The sequence below is a fragment of the Streptococcus sp. HMSC068F04 genome (assembly GCF_001837455.1).
Classification (GTDB): Bacteria; Bacillota; Bacilli; order Lactobacillales; family Streptococcaceae; genus Streptococcus; species Streptococcus salivarius_D.
This window is the reverse complement of sequence record NZ_KV832531.1, coordinates 4,008-30,298: the sequence shown is the minus strand read 5'-3', so window position 1 is coordinate 30,298 and position 26,291 is coordinate 4,008. Positions and strand designations below refer to the sequence as shown.

Genomic DNA, 26,291 nt, shown 5'->3' with positions numbered 1-26,291 from the left:
TACGTTGTTCTTGACTTAAAGCTAACTTTTATGCTATGATTTGCATAATGAGAGGATATCGTAGGACGTCTGGTAACAGAGCGTTCAAAGGAAGTTGCTTTGGTGACTTCGGGTGCGGTGCTACCTTCAGCTTTGAGCTGTAAATAACCCTTACTGACATTGGTCCTCTCCTTTTTATTTGCTCTTAACCAAGGTTAAGGGCTTTTTATTTTATATCTTAGATATTTTTTTCAAAAGAGTGTATGCGTGTACCAAACTGCTTCACTTTAGAAGGTTATAACTATAACCATTTGAATGAATAGCGATCCAAACTGTTTGTAGCATTGGATTCTCATTCTTATAAAGATAATTTCTAAGGTATCATTTATATTATTGAGGGATGTAATAAACACCAGGGACAACCAGACGGTCTTAACAGGATATTATTACTAAAGTAAATACGAAAACATGGCTCACTTCTCTTTCACATACAAAAAAAGCGTAGGAGAATTTCCTACGCTTCACGCTATGTTAGAATTCCATAGCGTTTCCATTAACCCTCAATGAGGTGAGAACATGGAACAAATTATCTAGTGTCATTATACTAAAAGACTAATTCCTTATCAATAAAAAACATAAATATCTTTAGTTTTGATAAACTCTTAGACTTTCTAACTTTTTGGGTGCCTTAAAGGATATCAGGTCGTTCTTAGCATTTTACTGTTATCAATTCAGACACGCAGACCAAATAACTCACTTTCACATACAAAAAAAGCGTAGGAGAATTTCCTACGCTTCACGCTATGTTGAAATTTCACAGCGTTTCCATTAATCCTCAATGAGGTGATAACATGGAACATATTATATTGATACTGTTATTATACTAAAAGACTAATTCTTTAACAATAAAAAAACATAAATATCTTTATATTCTGTCTTTAATTCTGATTTTAGTCCTCATGTATTTTTTAAAACATGAAAATAGCGACTAACGGAAAGTATAACCCCCAAAAGTCAGAAAACTTTTTTGGGGGGAGCTCAATCCATATTATATCTCTTTACTATATAATCCTTTATATGTTCTTCCATCAGACATGTTCTATTAATTATCATGTTTTCTAATCTCTCAATCATCTCTAACAGTTCACTTAATTTGAGATTCTTGATCTGACATGTTTTATTTTTATATTTTTTTACTTCTTCTTCACAAATAGCCTTACCTGTCAAGATGTTAATTGGCATTCCATTTTCAATAAAATTATTAAACATAAAATAATCAACAAATTTCTCAAATGTCTCAAAATGGTCCAACCATGTTCGTATACCATCTGTGTTTTTAATATAAAGAGTATATAGGATATCATCTTTATGTTGAGATTTATGATATTCCCCATCTAGTGCATGTTTAATCTCTAAAAGAGTTAAATCTACTCGATCTTCTATATAAGAACCTACACCACGACTCATATTATATTTGCTATTTCGAAAACCTTCATTTTTCTTAGGCGTAGGCCAGATAAAAGATCCACCAAGCGTTCTTGTATTTTTCACATAATTAATTAGTTTATTTAAAATCCTCTTTCTCTCATCAATAGATTCATTTTGTGATAAATAATTAATTCTAGCTAAAGGATACTTGAGATGACCATAGGATTGCTGATATACATATTCATTTCCCGAAAAACCAAATTGATCTGAAGTAAGTCTGAACAGCAATTCGTCATTTTGCTTCACAACAATTTTATATTTGTCATTATCTTTTATCTTTTTCTCACTGTCACTAGTTAGTTTAGCAAGTTTAGGGGGAATAAAAGAATATTTATTTTTATAATTACTTTCACTCTCTCTTTTTCTTAGAAATTCCGTTAAAAAATTATAGTAGGGTGTATCAATGTCCTCTCTACAATCAGGATCAACATATTTACCACCATTCAATACACTTCTATAATAATTATCAAACTCTTTGCGCTGAAATATAATCGTTTCTTTTTCCACTTTAAACCACCATCCTTAATTCATTTCTAACTACTCTATATCTTAAAATCATCGGATACTATCAATAATTTTGTGTTTACACAACTTATTTTACACTACCACCAATACATAGCAACTCCTTAATGATGAAGTCATCATTGAGTGTGATAAAGACCAAAGCCTTGAAGATATAGCAAGTCTAATGGGTATAGCACCTAACTGGATGCCTGATAGCAACCTTCGAGCAAATGGATATGAATGTTCCTTTTACCAAAAGGATTAGAGACAAAAAAACGGTTCACTACCCAATATATGGTAATGAACCGTTTTATATTACATAATAGTTGTCATGAGTTATCTAACAATCTGAACTGATTTCTCAAAAGAAATATCTTGTGCATATTTGAATTGTCTTTGATAACGTGTCCAAAGTTGCTTTTGATACTTATCAGTCTCAATACTATTTAGCTGACTTTCCCAAATATCAATAGCCTCTTTACTTCCTCGTTTTTCTACAGTATTGCCCAGAGCTTTACGCAATACATCAAAATCTATAGCCATATTCATAATCTTTGACTTCAAGCTATTTGCATTGGAAAACATTAGGCTAATACCTCTATGTAAGATTGCAACTTATTAGTCACCCTGAATAACTGTGCATAGTGAAACAGTTTTGAAGAGTTAACTTTGTGATTTTGAAAATACATCTTAAATGCAGGAGCTATAACTTGAACATCAACTTGATAAACTGGTCTTAAACACTCTGCTAAAACCCTCTCTGGCTCGTACACCTTAATTTTCTGCCCCACTTGTCGCTCAAGCTCAATAATTCCTTCATCGTAATAAGAACGAAGAACTATCGGACGTATACCTTCTGATTTAACATTTTTTGTATTGGTTCCATAAGGGAAGCTCATAGTCATCTCAAAAGGAACTGTTAGTGATAATCCATGTAACCAAAGAGCTGTTTCTAAAGAAAAAATTCCTTTTGAAAAACGTTGCTGCGCCACAAACCATTCGTCCAGATAAGTATCAGGGAGGCGATATAACCCCTTTCCTTCAACCTCTACTTGTCCCTCTTCAATCATTCTCAGCAACATTTTGTAAGGTAGTTTCTCTTCCAGAACTTGTTGAAAGGTTAGAAATCCTTGATGTTGTCGAAAAGAAGCCATAATCATTTCAATATTATTCATAATAGCAGTATCCTTTCGTAGGAAATAAAATGCTAACACTTCTATTAAACGTTAGCATTTTATTTCTTTTTTATCAACCAGAACGGATGTATCCCTTTTTGTGTTTACACAACTTATTTTACACTACCGTTTTCTACTATCAGTAAGCATTAGCTTAGTTTTGTAAAGATTCCCATTGTAATGCTATATCATCTAGGAAAGCATAGGCAACTAAATCTGCTACTGCTTCCCCATTTGTAAGTTGCTCAACAAGTTCGGACATTTCATCTAACTCTTCTAGAGTTGTCTCTTGTAACGAAGACAGCTTTTCTTTTGAAATCTTAAGTAGCTCTTTTTTTAGGATATAGTATCTCAAAAAAGCCTGGTCAAAAGCCAAATCTCTGTCACTTCTTGAATTAAAAAGCATTTAGCTTTCTCCTTAAAAAGAAAAAGCCACGTATAAAATACGTAGCTTAATTTTCTATGCTTCTGCAGGCCCTAAGTCGAGATAGAGAATGTCTCGCTTAGTCGCATACTGTAGTGCATGCTCATCAGCTTCAAACAAATCTGAAGCTAGAAACCTTTTTGTAAAGACTGTTTCGTCTTTACGCTTAAATGTTGCTGTATAACTATGTTTAGTCATTATCTTTCTCCTTTAATATTCGTACTGACCTTTGACTCCACTATAGAGCCAATACACAGCTTTATCGTAACCTTGCTGAAGGGTACCGTTAGCATCCTCCATTAGGTCTCTCAAGGAATAAAATCCTCTGTAACTGTCTAATGCAGATTCCATCAGACAGAAAAGATAGGTTGGCATATCTTTTGTTCCCCAAGCTAGAAGATCTAATTGACTTAAATCATCTCTTGCTTCTTTTGGAAAACGACTCGGAAAATTACTTGTCGTAAAATTTCCACATTCTTTTGCTCGCTGTAACATAATCAAGCGAGTTTCCAACATGTGTATATCAGCTTCTTGAAAAGCTTCTGCATGCTCTGTGGTAATAATCAACTTTGATAGACCAGGATTGATTTCCTCAACTTCATAATAAAGTGAAGATTCAAACGGGATCTCAATCGGAGGAAGGTTAGATACTCCCTCTCGATTCAAAACCACGTTCCTAACTGGTCGGCATAGCAAACTTTGTTGCATATCCGACTTGTTGCTATCAATAATCGACGCAATCCGGTCATCAATTAGGTCTGACGGAAATCCAGCAATATTACTATTATATTGGTGAACCTTTTCAATATAATAGAGTCCTTGAGTGATTGTCATTGTTTTCTCCTTTTTTATTCAGGTCAAGCCATTACAACATCGTCAAGACCGAGCTCCTTGAACTCTTCTTGTGTCTCGCTATTGCTTTCAGTTGTCTTCAATTTGATGACAACATTCAGCCCCATAGCACGTGCTTGTAACAATGCTGAAGCGAGTGCTGGTTCGGGTTTTCCCTCAACGAATAGGGTTTGAACCTTACGCTCCTTCATTTCCAGAATTCTCTTGAGATAAAGACAAGAGAGTTCCAAGAATGAATAGGATTGAGCGTTATCAATCTGAGGGAAAGTTGTAACGCCTTCAAGAAGGTCTTTGGCAAAAAGATCCGCAAAGACCTCTTGAGTTTTTTTGTTTTTATAAATATAGATATGTTTTTTTGTCATTGTTTTTCTCCTTTTTATTTTAGAAACTGGACTACCATAACTTCTCTACTTAACAGAAGGAAGCTCCTCGACACGACGTAAGAAAGAAAGCAGCTCCTTGCGCGTGTTGATGTCTTCAACATCTTCTGTTACTGGCGTATAGTAAGTAAGATGATACTCACCATTGTCCCAACTCTTAAAGACAGAAGACTGGCAGAACTCAATCTGGTCATCTTCTACCTGATAAACCAGGTTAGCCATGTAGCCATTATCAAAGTAATAGCGATGGAATACAACCTTACGATTGCTTCCCAAACGTACCAAAATTTCTGGATTTTGACGTTTATATTGGGTTGGTTTAATGAAAAACCCAAATTGTGACCTTAAACTAGTCATCTTTAAGTCTTCCATTGCTACCAACGCCTCATCATAAGAAATAGGCTTTAACCCACTTTGTTCTAACAAGGTATTGATAGCAACCATTCCATCCTTCTTAATAAAAAGATGGCTATTACCAGTCTTATTCAAAAACTGATGTAAGGTCATTCCTGAAAATGAACCATTAACCTCTTTATCAGAGGAAATACGTTCAAACAGTTTTCTTCCTAGTAAATTTGTTGATAATGTTGTCATTGTTTTTTCTCCTCCATAGAAAAAGAGGAAGGTGTAGCCTAGGGCTAATACCTTCCTCTTTCTCTAATGTATCAAATATGCGATGTATCTTGCACGATACACTATTTATAGCAGTAACTCACCACTGCATCTCATCAAGTTCTCGTGGGCTTAACTCACGCCCCAATTTTTCTTCAACACGCGCAGCCCACACAAGATTACCATTCTTAATCATTTCAATCTCCTCTGGTGTCTTGTAAGGTTTATTCGGTAAACCTGAAGACTTCCAGTCTGCCTTAAATTGTTCAACTATCCTCATGGTTAGCTTTCGCCTCCCTTCAAAAATCGGTCAATAAGCAACTGGCATGCTGATGCGTGAAACATCACACGATCAGTGTTTGCAATACGACTGCAACCGTAGCGACGTACGTAGTAATCTAAAAGAGCAGTCTTTGAAAGACACATCATGAAGCCCTCAAAACCACGATTGAAAGCATCTTGGGCAACATGTGCTAACAAACGCCCTGCTATCCCTTGGTTTTTCTTGTCCATACGAACCTCTAGCTTATGAACAAAGGTGTAAGCATCTCTAGGTTCTGGAGTGAACTCAATCATTCCAGAAATCTCCCCTTGAATCACAAAACCACTGGTCATAGCATCAGATGAACTCCTTACCGTCCAATCAACTTCAAACCCTTCTGACGTCAAATCAGATAAGGTCGAAATCGCATCTGAACTAAAGGTCCAAAAGAAGGTCTCTTTCATGCTTTGTCTCCTCGCTACATCTTTTTCTTTATACCTATTATAACACCATTTTTAGATAGACAGTCGGCCTAAAGCAAGCTCTTGCTCATAGACTCCCTCTAACTCTTTCAGATAAGACTCTGAGTAATCTCCGAGGTCTTCATCTGTTAAGAGTTTAGTGGTTACCCCTTTACCTGGGACATTGCGAGTCATAACGGTTGCTTTATAAATAAAGTTCACGCCAGACTCTGCATCTACATAATCAAATGTGGCAGACATTGGGATATCACTAAGAGTGCTATCTTGCTTTAAGATGTTAATCAAAAAGCTATCGATATTCTCTCGAATATTCCAGTTCCCACAAGCTGTAAAAGGAAGTGTCGCTGAGACAAGTCCTTCTTCAGTTGTGATACAATCTGCTTTTCTTGGATGACCTTTTAGAGTCGTTGGGGTCCAAGCTTTGGCATTGATTACCCTATGAGTAGCCACAAGCACCTCAATATCTGAAAATGTTGGCGCGGAAATAGTTACCTTGCCAAAGGCATCAGAAATATTTCCCATTCTTTTTCTCCTTTCCTAGAAACAACGCATTCTTCCGTTATCTCTAAAAGAATAGTAATTATCCTTCGTTACGATAACATGGTCTAAGACCTCCATCTCAAAGAGCTTTGCAGCATCCTCAAGGTCCTCAGTAACATTAATATCATTACTGGAAGGATATACACTTCCAGAGGGATGATTATGAGCTACCAGCACGTAGCGAGCTAAATTCTTCACTGCATAGTGAAAAATCTCTCTTGGACACGCCATACTACGATGAACGCTACCGATGAAAACTACTCGCTCCTCGATAACGTTACAATGCACGTCTAAGTACCACACTACAAGATGCTCTTGCTTCTTATGTCCATAGGCTTTTTGGATACTTTGAGCAAAATATCCTGTCCCAGTGACACAAGTTGGCTTTTCTTCCTCACCTTCTGAACGTTTGAAAAGTTCAAACATTGAAAGAAAGGCAATAGCATCTCTCTGAGTTAATCCATAATGTTTTAACTCCTCGATACTTAACTCACAGACCTTCCTAAAATCTCCTTGCAATTCAGAATACAAGGCATCGACCTTTTCTGAAGGCATCCAGTGAGTGAAAGCCCTTTTGAATAGCTCTCTATCACCAAAGTCTTTAGGATGTCTAACTTGTCTCCTAGTAATTGTTTCTGTCATTGTTTTTCTCCTTTACCTGTTAAACCACAAGCCATTTTTCCTGCAGTTGCATAGCGACTGCTGCGGTTGTGGTTACTTTAAAAAGCAAACGCTCCTGGTTATCTCTTGCCACTACAACAGCAGCACTACTCACATACAAAATCGAAATGGTACTTTCTCGAGGTAGTGTTTCTAGTAGGATACTTATTCTATCCATAACTACCTCCTCCTAGGCTGGAGCTACTACCCACATAGAGCGGATAGCTTGCACCTTTCGATTCGTCTCTGCACGGTCTAAGCGACAATCGCTATCAAAATTAGTACCATAGACATCTTCGTATACTTCTCTCATACGTTTGCCTAGGTCCTCAATATGAGACAATTGCGCTTTCGAAGCGCGTGCATTGAGATCAGTCATATAGCGATGATAAACTTTCCTAAACATCGCATTTAATCTGGCATCATTCTCTAGGTACCATTTAAGGGAGTAGTTCTTGTAGTGCTCGTGTAACCACAAGGCTTTTTCTCTTTTTGTCATTGTTTTTTCTCCTTTATAAAACAAAAAATGGCCCCTAGGACCATTTTTCTGTTCTTGTTTTGAGGGCTGTCAGTTCGTTAAGCATAGCTTCGTAATAAAGTCTACGTTTCAGACGTGACGAAAACAAATCCACAAATTCCTTATAGTAATGAATATCTTCATTTGTATAGGACTTACAGGGACGATTTTCATCATAAACGATTAACCAGACTCTTTTTCCGGGAACGGCTTCACTCATTGAATTGACTCCTCTGTTATCCAAAGCTTCAAGACCTGCTAGTGAAACATACCCTACTCGAACCTTATGCCCATCGTTCTTTAGATAAGTACACACTTTAGCCATACATTGCCTATGTTTTTTTGGCTTGTGGGCACCCTCTAAAAAACACAGTATATTAATAATAGACGTCTCCTTCCTTTGTTCAACTACGAAAGAAGTGTTGAATCCCTTCTATCAAAAGAATAGGGATTAGAAATACTACGGCAACTAATAGTTTAAAAACCAATTGGTTGCGAAGCAAGTTGCATAGGAAAAATAGCCTAGAATGGCCACAACCCGAATAATCAACAGCTCTGGAAGTGTCTATTTAAAGAAAGTGTACCAAACTTATTGTTCGACATATGTTCGGTTTGAATGGAAAAAATTTAAAATACTGGTGATTGTTTATCTGACAAAGTCACGACTAATCACCTCTTTTTGTTTCTGTTGCAAAGCATGGTTGTACATATTTAGTAAAAGCTCCTTCTTAATAGGGTCCTCTTCTGCTATATATGCTTCAAAAAGATCATTAATATTTTGCATATCCATTCCTACCTTCGTCCTTATAATATCATGTTGTATAATTCTCTTCCTATTATAGCATACTCTTTCTCACCCAGGGATAGTTCTACCCTCTGGATAATGTTCAATTAATGCCAATCAGGTAAACACCTCTAATTAACATTTATCTTATTTTGTTGCCGTAATAAAGTCTGACCACTTTTTGTTCTACTACTATTGTTGTTGTGCCTGCTGACGTTGTTTAGAAACAAAATCAGATAAAGCTTTGAGTTGAACAGTCAACCCTTGGCTTTCTCCTAGCTGAGACCACTCAAGCAACTGGCTTTCTGTTGCTCCAAGAGACAATGCAGCTTCTTCACCACGAGCAACCATTTGAATCAGTTGATCATCGTTACAAGCAGCTTTTATCCCTTTTGTAGCTGTTTCACTCGTTTGTGGAGCTACTTCAGACTCGCTAGTTGCTTGTAATACACTATCACTTGCCACTTTGTTATCTGATGTCACCTCACTAAGTGATGTCTGTTCACTGCTACTCAAAGAAGCAGTAAGCGACGCTGACTGAGCAGTCTTTCCATAGCGGGCACCTGTTGGCTTACGAGGTGTTTTCGCTTGGGCTTTTGACTGATAATTATGGTTACTATCATAATTACCAGTCTGTTGAGCTGATTGCGAATGATTTGGCACATTGTCCATATCTAGTTCTTCGCTATCAGCCTCAATACCAAGAAGTGTTTTCACCTCGTATCGACGTAGGTAGGTTACTTGTGCTCCCAGATTCTTAATATCATTGACATTGTAGAATACCGGAACCGACTCAATGTCGTAAGAAACACCACTTTCATGAAGTAGTGTCGTCACAACTTTGATCCCATTGGCATTACCAAACGGAATATGTTTGGTTTGCTGAGTCAACGTCAAGCCGAACTTGTTAAGAGCTGGACGTACAGCCCCTAAAATCTCTGATAGAGGTGCGAACTTAAAGTCAACGTTCTTAAACGTGACTCTACTTGTTGCCGTTACAGTACTAAACTCAGCTTGAGCCTTGGCCAAAGCTTCAAATAGTGGAGCCATAACCTCTGGCTCCGGTTTAGAATGGTCTTTAGCTTGTTCAGCCCATTCTAATTGCATTTCAGCCTTAGCTAGAGCTACTTTAACTTCAATAAGCTCGGCTACTAAGGTTTTCTCATTTGGTGTGTTCAACATAGTTTCAGTCATTGTCTTTCTCCTTCATTTTAAAAAGTGGCCTTTAGACCACTTTCTCTATTTATTGTTGTAAAAATTCTGCCACTGTTTTTGCTGTTACTAACGACTTATTCGTTAAACAGTAATCACAGTGACCGCATCCTTCGACAGACTTATGTGCTAAAGCATCTTTAAGTACTTCAAGATGCCCATAGAAGATGTCTCTCCCCATTTCAATAATAGTATCATCGATTAGGATTAACTCCTTATCTGGAACAGGTTCCTTTGAAACTGCCATAATATAAGGCGTAAACTCATAACCGTAGGTTTGCTTCAGCAACTCCTGATATACGTACATTTGTAGCGTATACTGATACTCTACAATGTTATAGAGAAGAGACTTCGTATAACGATGAAGTGTCGTCGAATATTTTTCCGACTGAAGACTCTCCATCGTTTTCAAGTCTATGAAATAACCGCCTGAAAGATTCAGACTATCAATTTTGCACTTGAAGGGAATCCCTTCTAACGTACCAGTGATAATCCGTTCTTTCTCCACGATTTCATCATCCGTACCATGATACAAACGATTAAAAAGCTCCTCTTTTTCTAAAGCAGCAATCATCTTATCTGCTTGTTTGAAAGGGGCTTTTACCTGGCCAGCAGTTTTTCCTCGTTGACTTATTATCTTATCTTGATTCCTTTCCAAAAAAGCTTCATGAGCTTCTTTAGTCTCAAAATAAGAATGAACATAATTACCAACAAGTAGGCTTTCTGTCTCCGTCTTCTCAGGCCAAAAGCCCAAGTCAACAACTTCCTGCCTTAAGGGACATTTGATGTACTCCTTAAAACGAGAAGCAGACATGTAATACCTATCTTGGTAGTAATTATCCTCTGTCAATGGAGGAAGTATCTCTACTTCTTTTATCATTCTTTCTCCTTCCAAGACAAAAAGAGCCCAGTATGACTGAACTCTCTACTTTCTTCTTAAAACCTTGAACTATGTACTAGAAAGGAATATTCTCGAACATAGAATCATCTAAAGGTTCTCCGCCTCCAGGAAAGCCCCCTTCTGCAGGTCCAAAATCTGGACTTTGCGAAGATGTGTTACTATGGTCACGAGGCTGTAAATTGTCAAAGTTTGACACATTAACCTCGGTCACATAGACCTTTTGGCCTTGTTGGTTTTCATAAGAACGAGTTTGCAACCGTCCTTCAACGGTCACAAGATACCCCTTCTTAAGCCAGTTTGCGAAATTCTCCGCAAACTTACCCCAAATAACGAGGTTAATAAAGTCGCTTTCACGCTCTCCGTTCTGATTTTTAAAATCACGGGGCGAAGCGATTCGAGCCGTCGCTACCGCCTTATTCGAAGGGGTATAGCGAAGTTCCGGATCTGCGACCAAACGACCAGTAATAATGACTTTGTTAAGCATAAGCTTTTCTCCTTTAAAAAATTGTTGTTGTAAAGTGACCTTGGAAAGCCTTAAACACCTGTTTGTAGCCTTTCCTCCGCATGCCGACAGTTTAGAGTTGAGAACACCTGTTCCTCACCTCCAATCATCGAGATGTCGCCTTTCTTTTTTGTCCGTCTACCCAAACTCAAAACAAAAAAAGCATAACAAAGAAGCCGGCAAGCCTTGTCTCTAAAAACAAGGTTGCGCGTACCTATGGCAAACCATAGGATAAACTTCTCGTTATGCTTAGTTGCTAATAACGTTTGTTGTAGCCTTTCAAAGTAAGTAAAGGCAAATTATCTCGTACCTGTTATAAGCGTTAAGCCCCTTCTTCTGTCTGATGGCTTAACTGATAGCTAAAAGCGAGTACGCTCCCTTTTAACCCCTTTAAACATGGTATGCTTACCACTGGGACAGAACCAGTAATGGCATCTCCTCCTCCATGTTTCCTGCTTTCTCTAGTCACGTGACCAAAGGTTCACCTTTAGAGGTGGTGAATTAAGTTATAAATATAATTATTTATGACTTTAGTATAGCAAACATATTAGAAGATAGCAAGCTAACATTAGAGGTCACTTGCTCTGGAAATTTTCTATAAAAAAAATTTTTTTCTGACATAATAACTATATAAGTTTAATCAGAAAGGAAACTACTATGCAAATATTACTTTTTAAGGACATCATCAAATTTGGCTTATCAAATTTTGAGGATAAAATTATTAAACAGTTAGCTCTTGCTCGATACAATATTAATAATCAGGAATGTCTTGTAATTATTGAGGGGCCGAGAAACAAGTTCATAAAGGTAGTGATAGACAATACTTTTACTCGTTCAGTAATTCGTGATCGTTTAAACGCTAATCTTCTAAAAGAACCAGTAATTAAACTATTTTACACTAATTTATATTATGGGATTGATCCCTCAACTACTGGAAAGCAGCCTTTAATTAACTTTTTAACCCAATATCAAATCAAGTATATGAAAAAAGGCTATGAACTCAAAAATAAACTTTCCTACAAATTTTATAGTCCTGATACAAAACTACTAAATACTGATTTAAGAAAAATATACGGGGTCAAATATATCGATTATAACAAACAGCTTGATGAATGCACTTCAAAAAAAATTATTCATAATGAAGAAGGTCTAAACGGAATTTGGACCTCGACACCGAGTAAGTTAGAAGCATCTTTAAAAGAACATTTCGTGAATCATTTATCTACAAATTATGGTAATATTCTACTAATACTTGAAGTGATTGATGATTGTTATTACTTCGAAAGTGACGATGAAATTATTGGAAATCAATTTAAAGTACTTGAAAAAATCATTTTACCGTTTGAAAAGAAAGAATGGTTCAAAATTATTGAAGATTCGTTAAATAAATTTAAAGAGTGACTAATTTATTTAATTGATTACTACATAACATAAATACTATTTTGCTTGTTTCAAATTTTATAAAAAGAGCTTTAGATAACCTACTATTTCCTATTTTAGAAGGTTATTTTGTGACCTTAAGTAACATAACTAAAAATGAGTTCAACCATTACTCATAATTGAAGATTTACAAATAGTAAACTAGATTAATATAAATTTTCCCACTGTGTAATTGAGTCTGGAAGTATTACTTTATAATTCTCGTAAAAGTCAAGCAATTCATTTGGTGTAATAACGACAATATTATCCAACTTACCAGCATTTAATACTTCTGGTGCAAAGAGGAACACTTCATAACCATTCTGGGTAAAATCTTCAAATCGTAATGCATCAAGTGCTTCGGCTTTTCTACCCTTTACTTGAACAACTGCCCTTCTCACCCGTTTGGGATCTCTAGATAAAAACTCGCATTCTACTTTTATAGTCGTCGATTTGCTTGCAATAGAATTCGAAAGAACATAATAGTCATAATTTACCTGTATATAGGAAATCACTAGCTCTTCCAAATCAAAATCAGGCAGGTTATCCAATAAACTACCTTCTAAACGAGCAACCTCATATTGATTCGTTTGAGAGAGTTTATTATAAATAGCTTTTGAGTACTCAACTATAATAGCATCATAAATTTTCTGTGCCGTTCCAGCATTAGCTCTGTTGAATGCTGCCTTGATTTGCCCTGGCACTTGCATACCGAATTTATAAGCATCTATCGGTAAAAATGCTCCTATGTCTAACCTTTTATTACACCTTGTAAGCACCTCGCCTTTAGCTCTACATATCCAATAATTACCATCTAAATCACGTGTCCAAAACAAATTATCTTCATGTGTATCCTTAAAGATATTCAGCACAGTATTTAATCGACCAGGCTCTTGACGAAGTCGTTCATAAAATTCAGAATAAGTTAATACTTCTCCCTCACCATATATTCGACTCCAACCAATAGCCAAATACTGTTGTTCTCCTTTTAAACAGAAATCAATTAATTCGTCACGATAGGATGTACCAGTTTTTAAGTTGATTCTAGCTACATATTTCATAATTCTACCTCTTTGAATAACAAAAGACTAAAATGAAGAGAGATAATGAGGTATTGTTGTTGGACACATTATGTCATTAAGACTATTCTCTTCGATTGACATTATAGCACTCCATGATGGAAGGTTCACTATAAAATATAACCTATTTAAATATTTCTTTATGTTTAAGACAGATCTTCCTTGATCGTTCCTCAACACTGCCTACAATAACATATCTGATTTTTTTCTCTTCAGATTGCATAGTAAACTCTTTTACGGATCCAACAAATTCTACTAACCTAATTCTCTAATAATAAGAGATGTGACACCCCCTAACTCCATTGTGTCCTTTCTCATAAACTGCTATAATTTTCTTGTAGTTCGATGAAACTACACTCGAAAATTAATCCTTTCAGTCTCTAATCCTCCTAACAGAAATAGAGACTCCTAATCAATCCAGTTCACATCATAATCTCCTATATACCCAGATGTGAACAAACCTCCTTTAAAACTAGGGCTACCGCCCTAGTTTTTTTGTATTTAAAGCCTACAGGATGTCCTGCTCAGTTGCGTGAACTAATATCATTAAGCTACTTTTACCCTCTAAATAACCCATAAATTAGGAAATACTTCGTTTCGGTGGTATATTCACCAACATTTGAATATGATCTGGGCAAGCTTCTGCTTCATGAATTTCAACGCCTTTTCTTTCACATAATAACCGTAAGATTTGACCAATACTTGCTTTGTATTTCCCATAGATTATCTGACGTCTATATTTTGGGGCGAAAACAATATGATACTTACAATTCCATGTAGTATGTGCTAAACTATTATTATCTTGTCTCATCAGGGGGTCCTCCTTTTGTATATTAGTTAGTGGTCGGAAAACTTATCTAATATAACACTTTAGGGGGACTTTTTTGATACATCGCTAAAAGCTTTTCGGAACCACTAGCACAGCTAGTGGTTTTCGAGAGTCAATAAATCCCCAGAATTCATTTCTGGGGACTATAACTTATTCTATTTGATTCCTTCTAGCATTACTGTTCTACAATACTATTCTTTTTTTCCAGAACTTTGTATTTAACCACTGAGAGATAGTTATATAGACAAATCTTCTTGTATCCTTTTCCAAAAGTTGGGTTCTTTATATAACTCACTATAATATAACCTACTCCTCTAGATAATAAATAAACCAGGAAGAGCAACAGCACGACTCTGTAAGAGTTGCCCATATCTTTATCTTCTACAAGATTTTTCATAAAATCTGGTATAACATTTGTGAAAAAAAGCATCGGTAATAGGCTCACTATTTTAACAATACTTTCAAATTTCTTTTGAGCATCCTCTCGCTCTTTTGAAAGCTCGGACATAACAAGCTCAACTACCTTTGATACATCTGTATAATGACTGTCTAAATAGTTTTCAAGATGTTCACAAACACTTTCAGAGGCATCTGGTAGATTAGTAAATACCGACCTATAAAAAAGCCCTAACAATATAATAAAAACTATATCTGCTACTGCAATAATTGATAAAAGGGAAATATCTAAATTATCTACTAAGTATATATTTTCGAGGTATAAAACTACCGGAAAAATCAATAAAAATAGCACTACCAATAAAAAAAACAAAAGTACATTAGTTAAACCCAACCACGGTATTTTCGCTCTTTGTTTTTGTATATTCTTTTTTTCGGCTTTCTCAACTTCAGTCAATAATTTTTCAATAACTGTATTCCTCAAAATTCCCTCTCCTTTTGAAATCTAACTAAGCTACCATGCAAAAACTAGTATGATTACTATAAAGTTTCTATAAATAACTTAATTCGTCCACCATTTAAGAAATATACTTCATTTCTTAACCTTACTCAATATTATTACATCAAATATATGAAAAATCAACCTCAGGTAGATAATACATGTATGATTTAAACAAAAAAGAATTTGATAAAACAACTAACCCTTTTATAGTATCAATAACTAAACAAGAGCTTTATGATCCTCATGCCTACGCTCACTTAAAAGTACTTCACCAAATTGTACCCCACTATCTTCACTGACTCGTTCCTGGCAATCGACACAATACAATTCTCTAGCCAATCGCTGTTGTCGCCCACCTACATAAACTACCTCTTCCATTCCAGGCAACATATAAGGTAGCATGGTATCAACAAGCTCATCAAAATGTGATTCATCGTTACTTAAAAAGAAACGTGCAGGATGATCACTATTATCAAAATCTCCAATGGCCACAAGACTATCTTCTTCTGTCAAGAGATAGTAATAAGCAGCTGTGCGGTCTTCTGTGTATCGAAAGAATAAATGTGATTCATGACAAAATGGGCATGTTCTATACTTATGACCAATAAATGATTTTAACCAACGTACAAGCAAATCCGATAAAGAGGCTTTTGTTCCCTTAAACAAGAACAAGACATTAGGTAGAATGAAACCAACAATTATAGGGATAACAGTTAGATTATTGTCCACCACCAAAAGATAAAACTGGAACATGGCTGTAAGTCGTAGAAACCAGACAATCGTATTAAGAAAGATCTGATTCGTGCCACTCAGAAAAGTACTGACTACTGTAGACTCTTTATTCTTCACAAAAGTAAGAGTAACACACTTGATGGTAAACATAACTACAAACATAATGACATAGGCTAACATTCACTTACCTCATTTTCAGCATCAGTAAATTCAGAAGCTACATCTCCCAAAAGAGAGATTAACTTAAAAGCACCCAAAGTATTATCTTGACTTAAATTGGTAAGCATACGATCCAGAGTCTTTAGACAACGTTTCTTCTCTGAGAGTTTCCGTCTATCCAATAAAGCACTATCTTCTAAGTCTTCTGTGTTACTAGAGGAACGTAGTTCATTTAGATCATATACATCACCAACGTCTAGGACTGATAGCTTACGAAGAACCCTAGAAACGACTAATGAAGAATAAGTCTGCGCGTGCTCTAGAAGTTCTGCAGACTCTTTCAACTTTTGAATAATGGTGTCTCTTTTGGCAAGTTCTTCCTCATCTAAAAGCAAAGCATCCAAGGGAAAAAGTTGTTCCACGATTGTCTTTTGACCAGGGACAAAAGCGTTACTTTGTCTTAAACCAGTGCTAGGAACAAAATGCTTTCCGTTGACAACTATAAGTCTCTTTCCTAACCACTTGTCGACAATGCCACGCTCACTAGAAACTATGACACCATCCATTCGTGTTATTTGGATAGCAACCTCGTTACCTACTTTTAGGCTAGCAATCCATTCTGAAATATCTTTTTTTGATAAATACATTATTTTGTTTCCTCCTTTGCGACTGACACAATATCATGGATAGCATCCTCATCAAGACGAGGTGCTTCATGCTTCCCTCCAGCCATTCGTTCAATTCGTTTGGACCATCCACCAGAAGTCTTATCCTTATGATAGATAACTGCTGTTGCTGCTTTCTCTACTCCCATAGCTTTAGCTAAATCCTTCCCACTTTCGTCAAGAACATTAACATAGATAATCTTGTTTCGTTCTTTTTCAGTTAAGCTCTTATTGAGTACTGGAATTGATTTTTGACAGTAAGGGCAATCAGGTCGAAAGAACACATATATCTCTGAAGCAGTATTTTTCTTATAAGGAAAAATGACATTATCTTCTTTAAAATAATCAAGCTGGTTTGATGTAATCTTTGTTGCGTGGAAACTTTGTTGCGTGAGTTCCTGATCAAAAACCATCGTAACCATACGATTACTATAACTGTATTCATTTTTAAAATTAGAAGTAAAACCAATCAGAATTACAGGTAACATAAATAACCCAAGAACAACTTTAGTCGATGTAAACTGATGGGCATGGTCCACACCTTGATATACGATATAAAAGGTCATAAGAACCCAAGGTAAGATAATCCCAAAAAGCAAACCAAACCAATCAAACGGAAATGCATAGACAACCCTATGGTTCACTACAACTACCATCAAAATAGATAACGTCACAAGAATCGCATAGCTAATATACCAACCCTTGTAAAGAGGATTATCCTTTAACTTGGGGAATGCATCACAAAGGGTTTTCCAAGCAGATTCAATTTTTATTTTCATTAATTACCGCTACCTTTCAATCTTTTTTATCTTTAAAACACCAACAGATACTTACAACAAATTCAAACTATCATGTGACTTTCTTACATCTTTTTAAATAGTTGAGAGAATGATTATGTGTTGCAGTTGCTGCGCGTGACTTATTCTTTTTTCGCTGATAAGAATTCATCAACCTTCCATACAAGTCTTCTTCCTAAGTATTCCAAATAATCCATTTACAAATACCTTTACTCTATCTATAAACAATCAAGAAATAATCATCAAAAGGGAGTTTGATTTTTTCTGGTAAAACTTCTTTTGGGAATACAATGATCATATGTTCATACTCTATTGAGAATTCTTCATATAAACTAGTTAAGTGTGGAATCAAGTCATTTTTGATATATGCCATAGGTATCATAGGGTACTCTTTCAATTCCCATGAATCAGTTTCAACAACAGCTGATAACTGGAATTTATCATCATCTAAAGGTTCTGATATCTCCTTAACAAGATAATCTATTTTCTGCAGTTCAGAAAAATCATAAGCCTCGCAATCACACCAATCTTTATGATTTGAAAACATCTTTTCTTGAATGATTTCGACAATAACGTCAGAAGCATTTGTTGTTGTTTGACTGAACAAAGAAATATTTTTACGCTTTAACATGTCATGTCCAGTTACACCTTCAACCTCGACCTCATTTACATATTCCAAAAAGTTCATTAAACGTTTAGATACTTGCGTATTATCTTTACGGCTATTCTCGAAAACGAAAAATAAACTAGAATTTTCAAATGCTGGTTCTTCTGCATAACCAAATATTTTAGAAAGTAGAATTGTTTGACGTTCTGTTGCTCGGTCATACTCAATAAAAAAAGGGTTATCGTTCACAAATACAACAGCATCAGGAACCAATAAAAGATTAACCCGACTAATAGGAAATACGACTTGTATGTTTAGGTCATAAACAGACTTATCTTGGTTTTTAAAAAAAAGCTTGTTTAAGATTTTAGCAACTAGTCGTCTGGTCTCTAAATCATGAATATTTACGGTTTGAGGTTTTCCTCCTAGAAGATTATTACTGACAATGCTATATACTGACCTATCATATTCTGTCGTTGTCGTTAACAACCGAATTTTATCAATCCCCTTTATCATAGTAAGCAACCAAGTACTGAAACCTTTGTTCAGATAATATATCTTTCTCTTACCGCTTCTAGCATCCGAACATGCTGAAATAGGATGATTAACCTTTCCAACAAGACGATAGAACCATGAATTAGGGGTTTTGGATTTTCGAGTTACTGCAGTATAAATGAGGTCTATGATTTCCTTATCAAAATAACCAAACCTTAGTAAATGATAAAAGATGATAAGCTCCTCTTCTGAAAACGACAGTGAGATATTTTGTTTTTTTGAAACAAAGTAAGTAGCTATTTTATTTCTCTGAGTGTAATGAATTTTATTTTTTTTATTTGAAATAAGTGAGGTAAAATCTCTATTTTTTATATCTTGCATTTTGTAGTCCTAAAATAGTCAATCAATAGGGTATATAGTCTGGTCTTTTTTCGAAGAGTATAGATATTATTTTTAAAGTTATGCTTAGCCTTTGATATAGACCTCCTCAAACATTCCTATGTACCCGTAAAATACTGATTGATACTTTCATCTCCTCTCATTCATAAGGTCGTAGTTTATTTCTATAACGATAATTCCTAAAAAACATAGTATATTCTAGCTATGTAGTAGTCACTATTTACTCATTTATGATTTACGAGTTTCTAATATTAGTCATCAACCCTATAAATACAGTAAACTTTTAGACTTTTGTTCTCTCTATACTTTCATTTATAAAATCTGGTTATTACATAATACTCGTAAAAACCGGTTTTATGGGGTTTTAAGCACTTAATAACTACAATTAGGATTCATTTATAATAGGTCGCTATAGTGTTCAGTATACCCTAGAATAGGTTATTTTCAAGGGAGTGACATGGGTTGACTTTTAATATTCTTGCTCTATACTATTAGACATAATTAATAATTAAGGAGCAAATTATGGCAGGAAAAAACAAAAAAACTGAATCAGATTTTATCAAGGAACTTGAAGCCTTAGAACAACAAAAGAAAGAAGCTACAGAGCAACTTAAAGCTTATCAAAAATCACAGACTGATAAACTAGGGCAGATCTATTTTGAATTGAAAAAACTAGAAAATCCAGATTTATCTATTGATGAGTTAGTTGTTGAAACACAAAATAAGGTTACAGAAGTAAAGAAAGAAATTAAGCGAAGAAAAGCAGAAGAAAAAGCAAGAAAGGAGGCTGAGAAGACTAATAAAGAAACATATAATAACTCTCAAAATTAGAACAAAAGCAACGGAAATCCGTTGCTTTTTATGTTATCTAAAACCCTTCTTCTTCATCAATATCCATTTGTTCTACATTACTTTCTAAAGTTCTAGTTGCTTTCTCACGAGCTACACGAGAGAGTTCTTGAGGTAATTCAAACTCTTGATTAGGTGCTTGAATATTTTGAGTATCAACTGTTTCGGGTGTAGATGATGGAGCTAGGATCACTCTTTGAGTTATTTCTTTATCCTTTAACTCACCAATATCATTTTTGCTATTTACAGTTTGTTTTTCTTCAACAACTGGAGGAATTTCTGAGTTATTGACCTCCTCTTTTTGCTCAATATCCTCTGTTACCACTTCACTAATTGAAGTACTTTCTCTATGTTCTGTTATACTCTCGTTGACTAATATTGTTCTTTTAACTGATGGGGAATCATCTTTTTTACCAACTGTATCATTTACATTACTATCAACATTTGGCACCTTAACATCCATAATTGCTTGCCATTCTTCTTCAGTAAAATCACTTTCATAGAGGTGACTTTCAGACTCTTTTTGAGCATAATATTCTATCACTTCTGCTCTCCACAACTTGTATGCTTTTGCAATTTCCGGTTCTTCCTCTCCAAGCCCATAAACCTTATTGAAAGGTGTATGTGAGACAAAAGAGTCCTTTGAAATATCCATTTCAAAATGCGGAGATGTTGTCAAATAAATCATATTTGATACTTCATCATCACTGACGATAACACCACCAACTTGGAATTTCTCTAGGTTATTTGCATCTCTAGCAGTGAAGTTATCTTCTTCTACCACTTCCTCTGAAGTCGCACTTGAGTTTCCTTGATTCCCTGCTAAGAGATCATCGTTTGCTGCACGTTTGGTTTCTTTAAGAGCATAATGTTTTCCTCCTGAACGTAGATTAATGAACTCTACAACCTTTGTTGAGGTTTGTTGGAAGGTAAAGGCATTACGATAAGACATCTTGATTGCATCAGCCCCAGATTCGCCAATAGAATCCCTAATTTGTTCGTCATGTTGATAAGCATGCATAACTGGAACATGGAACTTACGGGACTCATCTAGGAAGTTACTATCATTACCTGGCATCAAGTAACCATTCTTTTCATCTTCATAAAAAGCAAAGAATGGAGACTTATCTGGGAGACGTCTTTGAGCAGCATTTTGCATAACTAGTGTTACCATTTGTGCTACCATTCGAGACTTCTCTTTACCAAGAACACCTTTAGCAGAATTGACCAAAATCATTCCACCCGTTTTTAAAACAATATCTAAATCTTTGGTACTTTGAGAGAAAAATACACGACGAATTTCTGGTGAAGATGATAGGTCATCAATAACTGCTTTTAGACCAGACACGTTAGCATCAAAGGTATAATAATATTCCTCTGTGTACGAATTTAATTGATGAGCATTGATGAAATAATCATAAGAACTTTGAAGGTTTTCAAGTTTATTTCTTTCATCATTAAAGGCGTTTATAGCTTCATGAACATTCTCTGGTCTAAGGATAGTATCAAAGAGTTGTTCGTGTTCACGATTGTACTCTGATTCCTCTAACCACTTTTCTTTTTCCTGCTCTAAGAACGCTTCATGCTTTTTCAACGTTTCTTCAAAAAGCCTTTTCTTTCGATTGAGTAGTTGTTCAAAAACAGCAATATAGGCTTCAATCCAATCACTAGAACGTAACATATTTGAGAATTCAGTTAGTGTTGGAGACTTACCTTTTAACATGTAGTTGATTGGGGCATCTGGTATCAACGCTACCTCTTTAATGACCGTAATGATATTATCAGTAAGTTGTCCTTCTTGGTTTAGGAAGAAAGAAGAACCAGTCCCACTTGGATCACTAAATCGTTTAAATAAGTCTCGAACAGCCCCTTTCACCTGAGTAGTATCTCCATCCAAAATATTTATTGCACCAGTTCCTGGGTTAGTAGGATCTAGAGTCCAAATCATTTCATCAGGGAAGCCCATTTTATGAGCGTACTTAACAATTGTGCCATACATCGAACCTGATGGTTCAGTCATATAAATACCATTTGTAAGCTCTGAAGCATAACCATTGTTATACCACTGCTCCAACAATTCACGTCTTTTTTTCTTACGTTCAAACTCTGTGCTAAAGAATTCTTGTTCCAGTTCTTCATCTACTTTCATCAAATACTTACGATAGGATAATAGATAGTATTTCATATTTTCCATATCCTGTAGGATTGCTGGAATCAGAATCGTTGCCGATTTACCAGTACCAATCAAACCAAAGATAATAGTGTGATAAGTCCTCTCGTTAGCATGTAAAATCACTTGCTCTCCAGTTTTAGAGTTAAGTCCCATAACCAAATTCGCTTGACCTTTTTCATCTTGATTATGAACAATATTACTTAATACACTATCTTGGAAGTAACGTCCTCCTAGCCATTGCTCAACAAGTTTCTCATAGGTTTTTTCAGCAATCCCAGTCGCATAACTATTATAAAAAATAAGACCAATTGCTCCAATCGGAGTCAACAATAATAAACTGTTAAACCAGTCAGCTCCTATTAAAGGTTTGAGGGTATGATAACTTAATACAATACCTGTCTGACTTCCATTTGGTATTGACCAGGGCATATATTTGAGATAATTATCTGCTACATCATACATACGATTGATGAGGGATAAGATAAAGTTATTGATTGTTAGTACATATAATCCAGAAGATATAAGTACTGCTGCTAGTGCTGCTCTTATAGCATACTTACCAATAATCTTCTTTCGTTCTGCTCGTTTTAAGGTATCATATTTTTCAAATAACACGAAAATTTGACGACTTGTAACATTACTGTGCCATACACCAATGTATAAAACTAAAGCCATATTAACGAACAAAAATATAAATAAAGATATAAATACCCAATTAGGCAAACGCCATCTAAAGATAAACATAATAATATTGAAAGCAAATAATCCAAAAGATATATGATATACCCAATCAATATATTTTCGCCAACAAAACAGTAAGATATCTATAGTTCGCTTACCATTTGTATAATAACGATTAAAAAATAATTTCAAGATCTTCCGCATAAAGCACCTTTCTAGTAAGCAAACATTCTTTTCAAGAATTCCATAAATAAAACAATAGCAATCGGACTTATTACTCCAAGTCTAATGAATAGATTTCGTCGAGGTAAGCTTGTTGTTTTCTTACCTTCTGTAATCAACCATTGATAGTGATATATGTATCCCTGTATGAAACCATATGCAGGTAATATTCCAACTGCTAGAATTTCTATTAGGGTAAAGACCTCTACGAAACTAATCATAGAGAAGTCACCACTATGTGTGCCTCCCTTTGATATCATTGCGAGTCCATAGATGATGAAAATAGGGATAAATGTAACGATATATAAGAATAAAATTGATTTTAAGGCAAAATTTACTCCCATGATTTGTTTCTCTGGATTATTGATAGATTTAGCATAACTCCACCTACCGATACCGATGAAGACCAAGGTAATAGGTAAGACATACCGAAAAAAGACTATCAGATAATAGACAATAGCATTGATATTATGATGGTTCATGGCCCCTCCTTGTTAGATTTTTCTGTTCCGAACGTAAACAAAAAGTTCCCATTTCAGAGGGAACTATATGCGACTCAACTAGTGAAAAATGTTGATAAGATTTTACTGTTCACACGATTTGGATAGAAACTATTGAAACGTGATTTGATACGAAACAGACATTTTTTCTCTTCCGTATTCTGTGAATTACTGCTCACTTCTTCAGTTTTTTTAGCTACTCGACGCCCCCTGCTATTTGCGTCTACCCAGCGATAATGAGCATCTAGTATGACAACTGAAATTTCATCTCCTTGCTTAAAAGGAATCCGATTTAAAGAACCCGAGTCCTTCATTTTAATTTTGATTCCTGGAAAGTCAACCAACTCTACTGTATGTAGACTTTGTGGGTCAAAACTGATAAATCGCACTTTAAACAATCGTCCTATGACTTTCTTATTATCAATCATCTCAATCAAAGCATCTTGAGGTGCTTCTTCGAGAACTTTCATATCTCCCTCGATACGAATATAGTCATGGATAATGTGACGTTCTCTTTGATTTGGACTTGGTTTTTGGGTATTGGCCCCAGTAATTTTAAATTCCACCCTATCAAAGACTGATACTACTTCGTCTAGGTTAACAAATGAAGAATCACACTCATAACTTACCCTATGTTTTGGAATAAATACCGTTTGTAATTTTTTGGTCATTACCATGATACCTGCATTGCTACCATTGTTAATCACGGCAGATACAATACCTTCATGAGTACGTTCCAAGATGTTTTTTCTATCTCGATTACGAGAAGAGTTATCTTTACTCTTTTCAATTTGCTGAAGAAGCTGGTAGTTAGTTAACCACTCAGCTAACTCAATACTACCTTCAACAACATAGTTTGATGGGTTATTAATCGTTAGTTTATAATTGTCGATAGTTTGGATATGAATTTCAGTTAATTTACAAGGGAAAATACGCCCAACCATTTTAAAGAAATCTTTTGGTTGGCGGAAGCCAGATTCTGTTTGCTTAATATAAACTGTTGTTCCAGCAAGTTCTCCATTCTGAACACGCCCTACTAACATATCGCAGAAAGCGACACCTTCACCGATAGGGCGACCATTTCTATTTCTCGGAATAAATAGCTGTGTTTCAAGTACATTCTCTACCACAACTGATACAACCTTATTAGTTGCTTGTTCTAACAAATACTCATCTTCAGTATTTCCGAGATCAATATATGGGAGTGTATAGTTTCGAATGATATCTGAGACTTCTTCTGGGACACATTCAATTTCTGGTTGCTCAAACCATTGTTCTTGTTCATCTTTCCTATCTGCAACAACCAATGTTTTAAATTTTTGCTCCCCTAAACTAGCATAATGGACGTTCTCATAACCGTCCTCTCTTATAAGTTTAAGTGCTTTCATATGTTTCTCCTTTAATGTCTTTTTTGACATTAAAAGCATAACAAAAAAGGTCACTACCTGTAAGATAGTGACCCCCCTTGACTTTTGTTAATTCATAGCGATAAGAAGCCCAACACCCAAGACTACAATTGGTGTAATTAAGGCGAAAATTGAAAAGATTTTCTTGGCGATACCGATGGTAACATATAAGAAACTCGCTAATGTTAGTAATAGAACCAAGATCATAAACATAATCCTCACCCTTTCTTCTGGCTCTGTTTTAATTATTATTATATAGATTTTTGATATCAATGCAAGGTTAGAGAGCAACAAATATAAAGGCAACTTCAAAAATTTCATTGTGTGCTTCTGCATGAAACCAACGGTTAATTGCGCTCACGTCGATAGCCTTTTCAAATATATAATCCTCAGTTTCCTTAACATCAAAAAAGCCCCCAGAAGAATATCACTTCTGAGAACTTTTCCATCAGTCTTAATGTGGAATAATTCTTAAAGTTAAGTTAACCCATCACTAATAACTAGTTTTTTATATTTTTCTTTCTCTTATTTGAGATGATTCCAAAATGAGCCGTTGCTAAAGCAATAATACCTGCCCACTCAAAACCATAACCATATTCACTACTTGTATTTGGTAAATACCCCTTCATTCTTATAGTTGTTTCTTTTGATGAAAGAGGTTCAGAATACGATTGATTCATCACTACTGGCTCTAACTTAGTATTTATCACAGTAGAACCTCCTTGATGCACTTTCGTAATATTATTACGTTCGATTCTATTAACCTCAATTGGTGCAACATCGGGAACTTGTGATACCTGTTTTGTTCCTCGATAAACCTTCTTAGATTGCGGTTCAATACGTGATAATTCTTTCTCAGTGCTTGACTGTAATTCACCATTTACATAGATGTCTGTGATTTCTACAAAAACTTGTCCGTCTACTGCTGCTATTTCTCGAATTTTTCCTGCTTCAAGACTTGCATCATTAACGTATTCAACCTTATCAGTCTTAAGAACTCGACTTTCTTGACGAACCTTGGTTTCAATAATAGCCTCTGGTTTACTGTGTTCAATTGGTGCAACATCTGGAACTTGTGATACCTGTTTTGTTCCTCGATAAACCTTC

The 26,291-nt window shown here is 35.4% G+C and carries 32 protein-coding genes and 1 pseudogene; 2 read left to right on the top strand and 31 right to left on the bottom strand.

Annotated elements, in window-relative coordinates:
• Positions 1 to 1,017: 1,017 nt before the first annotated feature.
• The 19 genes from HMPREF2571_RS09210 to ssb all read right to left on the bottom strand — a co-directional run bounded on the left by HMPREF2571_RS09210 (position 1,018) and on the right by ssb (position 11,256).
• Positions 1,018 to 1,974 (bottom strand): DUF6994 family protein, encoded by a 957-nt coding sequence (locus HMPREF2571_RS09210; protein ID WP_256315266.1) that lies wholly within the window; start codon positions 1,972 to 1,974, stop codon positions 1,018 to 1,020.
• A gap of 333 nt (positions 1,975 to 2,307) precedes the next feature.
• Complete coding sequence (locus HMPREF2571_RS09205; RefSeq protein WP_176745596.1) at positions 2,308 to 2,514, bottom strand: hypothetical protein; 207 nt, start codon at positions 2,512 to 2,514, stop codon at positions 2,308 to 2,310.
• A gap of 41 nt (positions 2,515 to 2,555) precedes the next feature.
• Entirely contained in the window at positions 2,556 to 3,146 is a 591-nt protein-coding gene (locus HMPREF2571_RS09200) for a type IV toxin-antitoxin system AbiEi family antitoxin domain-containing protein (protein ID WP_070847919.1), read from the bottom strand.
• 154 nt (positions 3,147 to 3,300) lie between these two features.
• Positions 3,301 to 3,552, bottom strand: a complete 252-nt coding sequence (locus tag HMPREF2571_RS09195; protein WP_045772483.1) for a hypothetical protein — start codon at positions 3,550 to 3,552, stop codon at positions 3,301 to 3,303.
• Between the two features lie 54 nt (positions 3,553 to 3,606).
• Positions 3,607 to 3,768 carry a hypothetical protein gene (locus HMPREF2571_RS10735; RefSeq protein WP_176745595.1) on the bottom strand — a complete coding sequence of 54 codons (162 nt, stop codon included), beginning with the start codon at positions 3,766 to 3,768 and terminating at the stop codon, positions 3,607 to 3,609.
• A gap of 12 nt (positions 3,769 to 3,780) precedes the next feature.
• Entirely contained in the window at positions 3,781 to 4,404 is a 624-nt protein-coding gene (locus tag HMPREF2571_RS09190) for a hypothetical protein (RefSeq protein ID WP_021151529.1), read from the bottom strand.
• A gap of 23 nt (positions 4,405 to 4,427) precedes the next feature.
• The gene (locus tag HMPREF2571_RS09185; RefSeq protein ID WP_070839478.1) at positions 4,428 to 4,784 is read right to left on the bottom strand and encodes a hypothetical protein; all 357 of its coding nucleotides are present in this window, start codon (positions 4,782 to 4,784) and stop codon (positions 4,428 to 4,430) included.
• Positions 4,785 to 4,829: 45 nt separating this feature from the next.
• Entirely contained in the window at positions 4,830 to 5,396 is a 567-nt protein-coding gene (locus HMPREF2571_RS09180; protein ID WP_070839481.1) for a hypothetical protein, read from the bottom strand.
• A 118-nt stretch (positions 5,397 to 5,514) separates the two neighbouring features.
• Positions 5,515 to 5,694, bottom strand: coding sequence for a hypothetical protein (locus tag HMPREF2571_RS09175; protein ID WP_021151526.1), 180 nt, complete (start codon positions 5,692 to 5,694; stop codon positions 5,515 to 5,517).
• A gap of 2 nt (positions 5,695 to 5,696) precedes the next feature.
• Positions 5,697 to 6,140: a GNAT family N-acetyltransferase gene (locus HMPREF2571_RS09170; protein WP_070847916.1), complete on the bottom strand. Its 444-nt coding sequence runs from the start codon at positions 6,138 to 6,140 to the stop codon at positions 5,697 to 5,699.
• 51 nt (positions 6,141 to 6,191) lie between these two features.
• On the bottom strand, positions 6,192 to 6,680 hold the full coding sequence (locus HMPREF2571_RS09165) for a hypothetical protein (RefSeq protein WP_070847913.1): 489 nt from the start codon (positions 6,678 to 6,680) through the stop codon (positions 6,192 to 6,194).
• 15 nt (positions 6,681 to 6,695) lie between these two features.
• Positions 6,696 to 7,340 (bottom strand): JAB domain-containing protein, encoded by a 645-nt coding sequence (locus HMPREF2571_RS09160; protein WP_070847909.1) that lies wholly within the window; start codon positions 7,338 to 7,340, stop codon positions 6,696 to 6,698.
• A gap of 19 nt (positions 7,341 to 7,359) precedes the next feature.
• Positions 7,360 to 7,536, bottom strand: a complete 177-nt coding sequence (locus HMPREF2571_RS10730; protein ID WP_176745594.1) for a hypothetical protein — start codon at positions 7,534 to 7,536, stop codon at positions 7,360 to 7,362.
• Between the two features lie 12 nt (positions 7,537 to 7,548).
• A complete protein-coding gene (locus HMPREF2571_RS09155; protein WP_070439505.1) occupies positions 7,549 to 7,857 on the bottom strand; it encodes a hypothetical protein in 309 nt (102 codons plus the stop codon).
• A gap of 34 nt (positions 7,858 to 7,891) precedes the next feature.
• The gene (locus HMPREF2571_RS09150) at positions 7,892 to 8,200 is read right to left on the bottom strand and encodes a hypothetical protein (RefSeq protein WP_083320431.1); all 309 of its coding nucleotides are present in this window, start codon (positions 8,198 to 8,200) and stop codon (positions 7,892 to 7,894) included.
• Between the two features lie 321 nt (positions 8,201 to 8,521).
• Positions 8,522 to 8,659 (bottom strand): hypothetical protein, encoded by a 138-nt coding sequence (locus HMPREF2571_RS10725; protein WP_171963505.1) that lies wholly within the window; start codon positions 8,657 to 8,659, stop codon positions 8,522 to 8,524.
• A 192-nt stretch (positions 8,660 to 8,851) separates the two neighbouring features.
• Positions 8,852 to 9,853 carry an ERF family protein gene (locus tag HMPREF2571_RS09145; RefSeq protein WP_070847906.1) on the bottom strand — a complete coding sequence of 334 codons (1,002 nt, stop codon included), beginning with the start codon at positions 9,851 to 9,853 and terminating at the stop codon, positions 8,852 to 8,854.
• Positions 9,854 to 9,902: 49 nt separating this feature from the next.
• The gene (locus tag HMPREF2571_RS09140; protein ID WP_070847902.1) at positions 9,903 to 10,751 is read right to left on the bottom strand and encodes a PD-(D/E)XK nuclease-like domain-containing protein; all 849 of its coding nucleotides are present in this window, start codon (positions 10,749 to 10,751) and stop codon (positions 9,903 to 9,905) included.
• Between the two features lie 76 nt (positions 10,752 to 10,827).
• Positions 10,828 to 11,256, bottom strand: coding sequence for a single-stranded DNA-binding protein (gene ssb, locus HMPREF2571_RS09135; RefSeq protein WP_070847899.1), 429 nt, complete (start codon positions 11,254 to 11,256; stop codon positions 10,828 to 10,830).
• Between the two features lie 675 nt (positions 11,257 to 11,931).
• Between ssb and HMPREF2571_RS09130 the strand changes: the two genes are divergently transcribed.
• Positions 11,932 to 12,675, top strand: coding sequence for a hypothetical protein (locus HMPREF2571_RS09130; protein WP_070847896.1), 744 nt, complete (start codon positions 11,932 to 11,934; stop codon positions 12,673 to 12,675).
• Between the two features lie 185 nt (positions 12,676 to 12,860).
• Here the strand turns inward: HMPREF2571_RS09130 and HMPREF2571_RS09125 are convergent, their stop codons facing one another.
• From HMPREF2571_RS09125 to HMPREF2571_RS09095, 7 genes and pseudogenes are all read right to left on the bottom strand, one after another.
• A complete protein-coding gene (locus HMPREF2571_RS09125) occupies positions 12,861 to 13,754 on the bottom strand; it encodes a ribonuclease D (protein ID WP_070847893.1) in 894 nt (297 codons plus the stop codon).
• Positions 13,755 to 14,355: 601 nt separating this feature from the next.
• Positions 14,356 to 14,583: pseudogene (gene tnpA / locus HMPREF2571_RS09120) on the bottom strand (IS200/IS605 family transposase); the annotation flags it as partial.
• 193 nt (positions 14,584 to 14,776) lie between these two features.
• Positions 14,777 to 15,481: a hypothetical protein gene (locus tag HMPREF2571_RS09115; protein ID WP_070847891.1), complete on the bottom strand. Its 705-nt coding sequence runs from the start codon at positions 15,479 to 15,481 to the stop codon at positions 14,777 to 14,779.
• Between the two features lie 237 nt (positions 15,482 to 15,718).
• Positions 15,719 to 16,252 (bottom strand): hypothetical protein, encoded by a 534-nt coding sequence (locus HMPREF2571_RS09110; protein WP_256315265.1) that lies wholly within the window; start codon positions 16,250 to 16,252, stop codon positions 15,719 to 15,721.
• A 152-nt stretch (positions 16,253 to 16,404) separates the two neighbouring features.
• Positions 16,405 to 17,037 carry a hypothetical protein gene (locus HMPREF2571_RS09105; protein WP_070847886.1) on the bottom strand — a complete coding sequence of 211 codons (633 nt, stop codon included), beginning with the start codon at positions 17,035 to 17,037 and terminating at the stop codon, positions 16,405 to 16,407.
• Positions 17,037 to 17,834, bottom strand: coding sequence for a thioredoxin family protein (locus HMPREF2571_RS09100; RefSeq protein WP_070847881.1), 798 nt, complete (start codon positions 17,832 to 17,834; stop codon positions 17,037 to 17,039). Before HMPREF2571_RS09100 ends, HMPREF2571_RS09105 begins: the two co-directional genes overlap by 1 nt.
• A gap of 232 nt (positions 17,835 to 18,066) precedes the next feature.
• Positions 18,067 to 19,335 carry a replication-relaxation family protein gene (locus HMPREF2571_RS09095; RefSeq protein WP_256315264.1) on the bottom strand — a complete coding sequence of 423 codons (1,269 nt, stop codon included), beginning with the start codon at positions 19,333 to 19,335 and terminating at the stop codon, positions 18,067 to 18,069.
• Positions 19,336 to 19,875: 540 nt separating this feature from the next.
• Here HMPREF2571_RS09095 and HMPREF2571_RS09090 point away from each other — a divergent pair.
• Positions 19,876 to 20,184 (top strand): hypothetical protein, encoded by a 309-nt coding sequence (locus HMPREF2571_RS09090; protein ID WP_070847878.1) that lies wholly within the window; start codon positions 19,876 to 19,878, stop codon positions 20,182 to 20,184.
• A 37-nt stretch (positions 20,185 to 20,221) separates the two neighbouring features.
• Here HMPREF2571_RS09090 and HMPREF2571_RS09085 read toward each other — a convergent pair whose 3' ends face one another.
• The 5 genes from HMPREF2571_RS09085 to HMPREF2571_RS10715 form a co-directional block, all read right to left on the bottom strand.
• Positions 20,222 to 23,260, bottom strand: a complete 3,039-nt coding sequence (locus HMPREF2571_RS09085; RefSeq protein ID WP_070847875.1) for a type IV secretory system conjugative DNA transfer family protein — start codon at positions 23,258 to 23,260, stop codon at positions 20,222 to 20,224.
• Between the two features lie 11 nt (positions 23,261 to 23,271).
• Complete coding sequence (locus tag HMPREF2571_RS09080; RefSeq protein ID WP_070847872.1) at positions 23,272 to 23,760, bottom strand: hypothetical protein; 489 nt, start codon at positions 23,758 to 23,760, stop codon at positions 23,272 to 23,274.
• A 74-nt stretch (positions 23,761 to 23,834) separates the two neighbouring features.
• Positions 23,835 to 25,166, bottom strand: a complete 1,332-nt coding sequence (locus tag HMPREF2571_RS09075) for a hypothetical protein (protein ID WP_070847869.1) — start codon at positions 25,164 to 25,166, stop codon at positions 23,835 to 23,837.
• A gap of 87 nt (positions 25,167 to 25,253) precedes the next feature.
• On the bottom strand, positions 25,254 to 25,397 hold the full coding sequence (locus tag HMPREF2571_RS10720) for a hypothetical protein (protein ID WP_002887149.1): 144 nt from the start codon (positions 25,395 to 25,397) through the stop codon (positions 25,254 to 25,256).
• A 287-nt stretch (positions 25,398 to 25,684) separates the two neighbouring features.
• Positions 25,685 to 26,291, bottom strand: a 607-nt coding sequence (locus tag HMPREF2571_RS10715) for a G5 domain-containing protein (RefSeq protein ID WP_176745593.1), incomplete at its 5' end; no start/stop codon positions are given.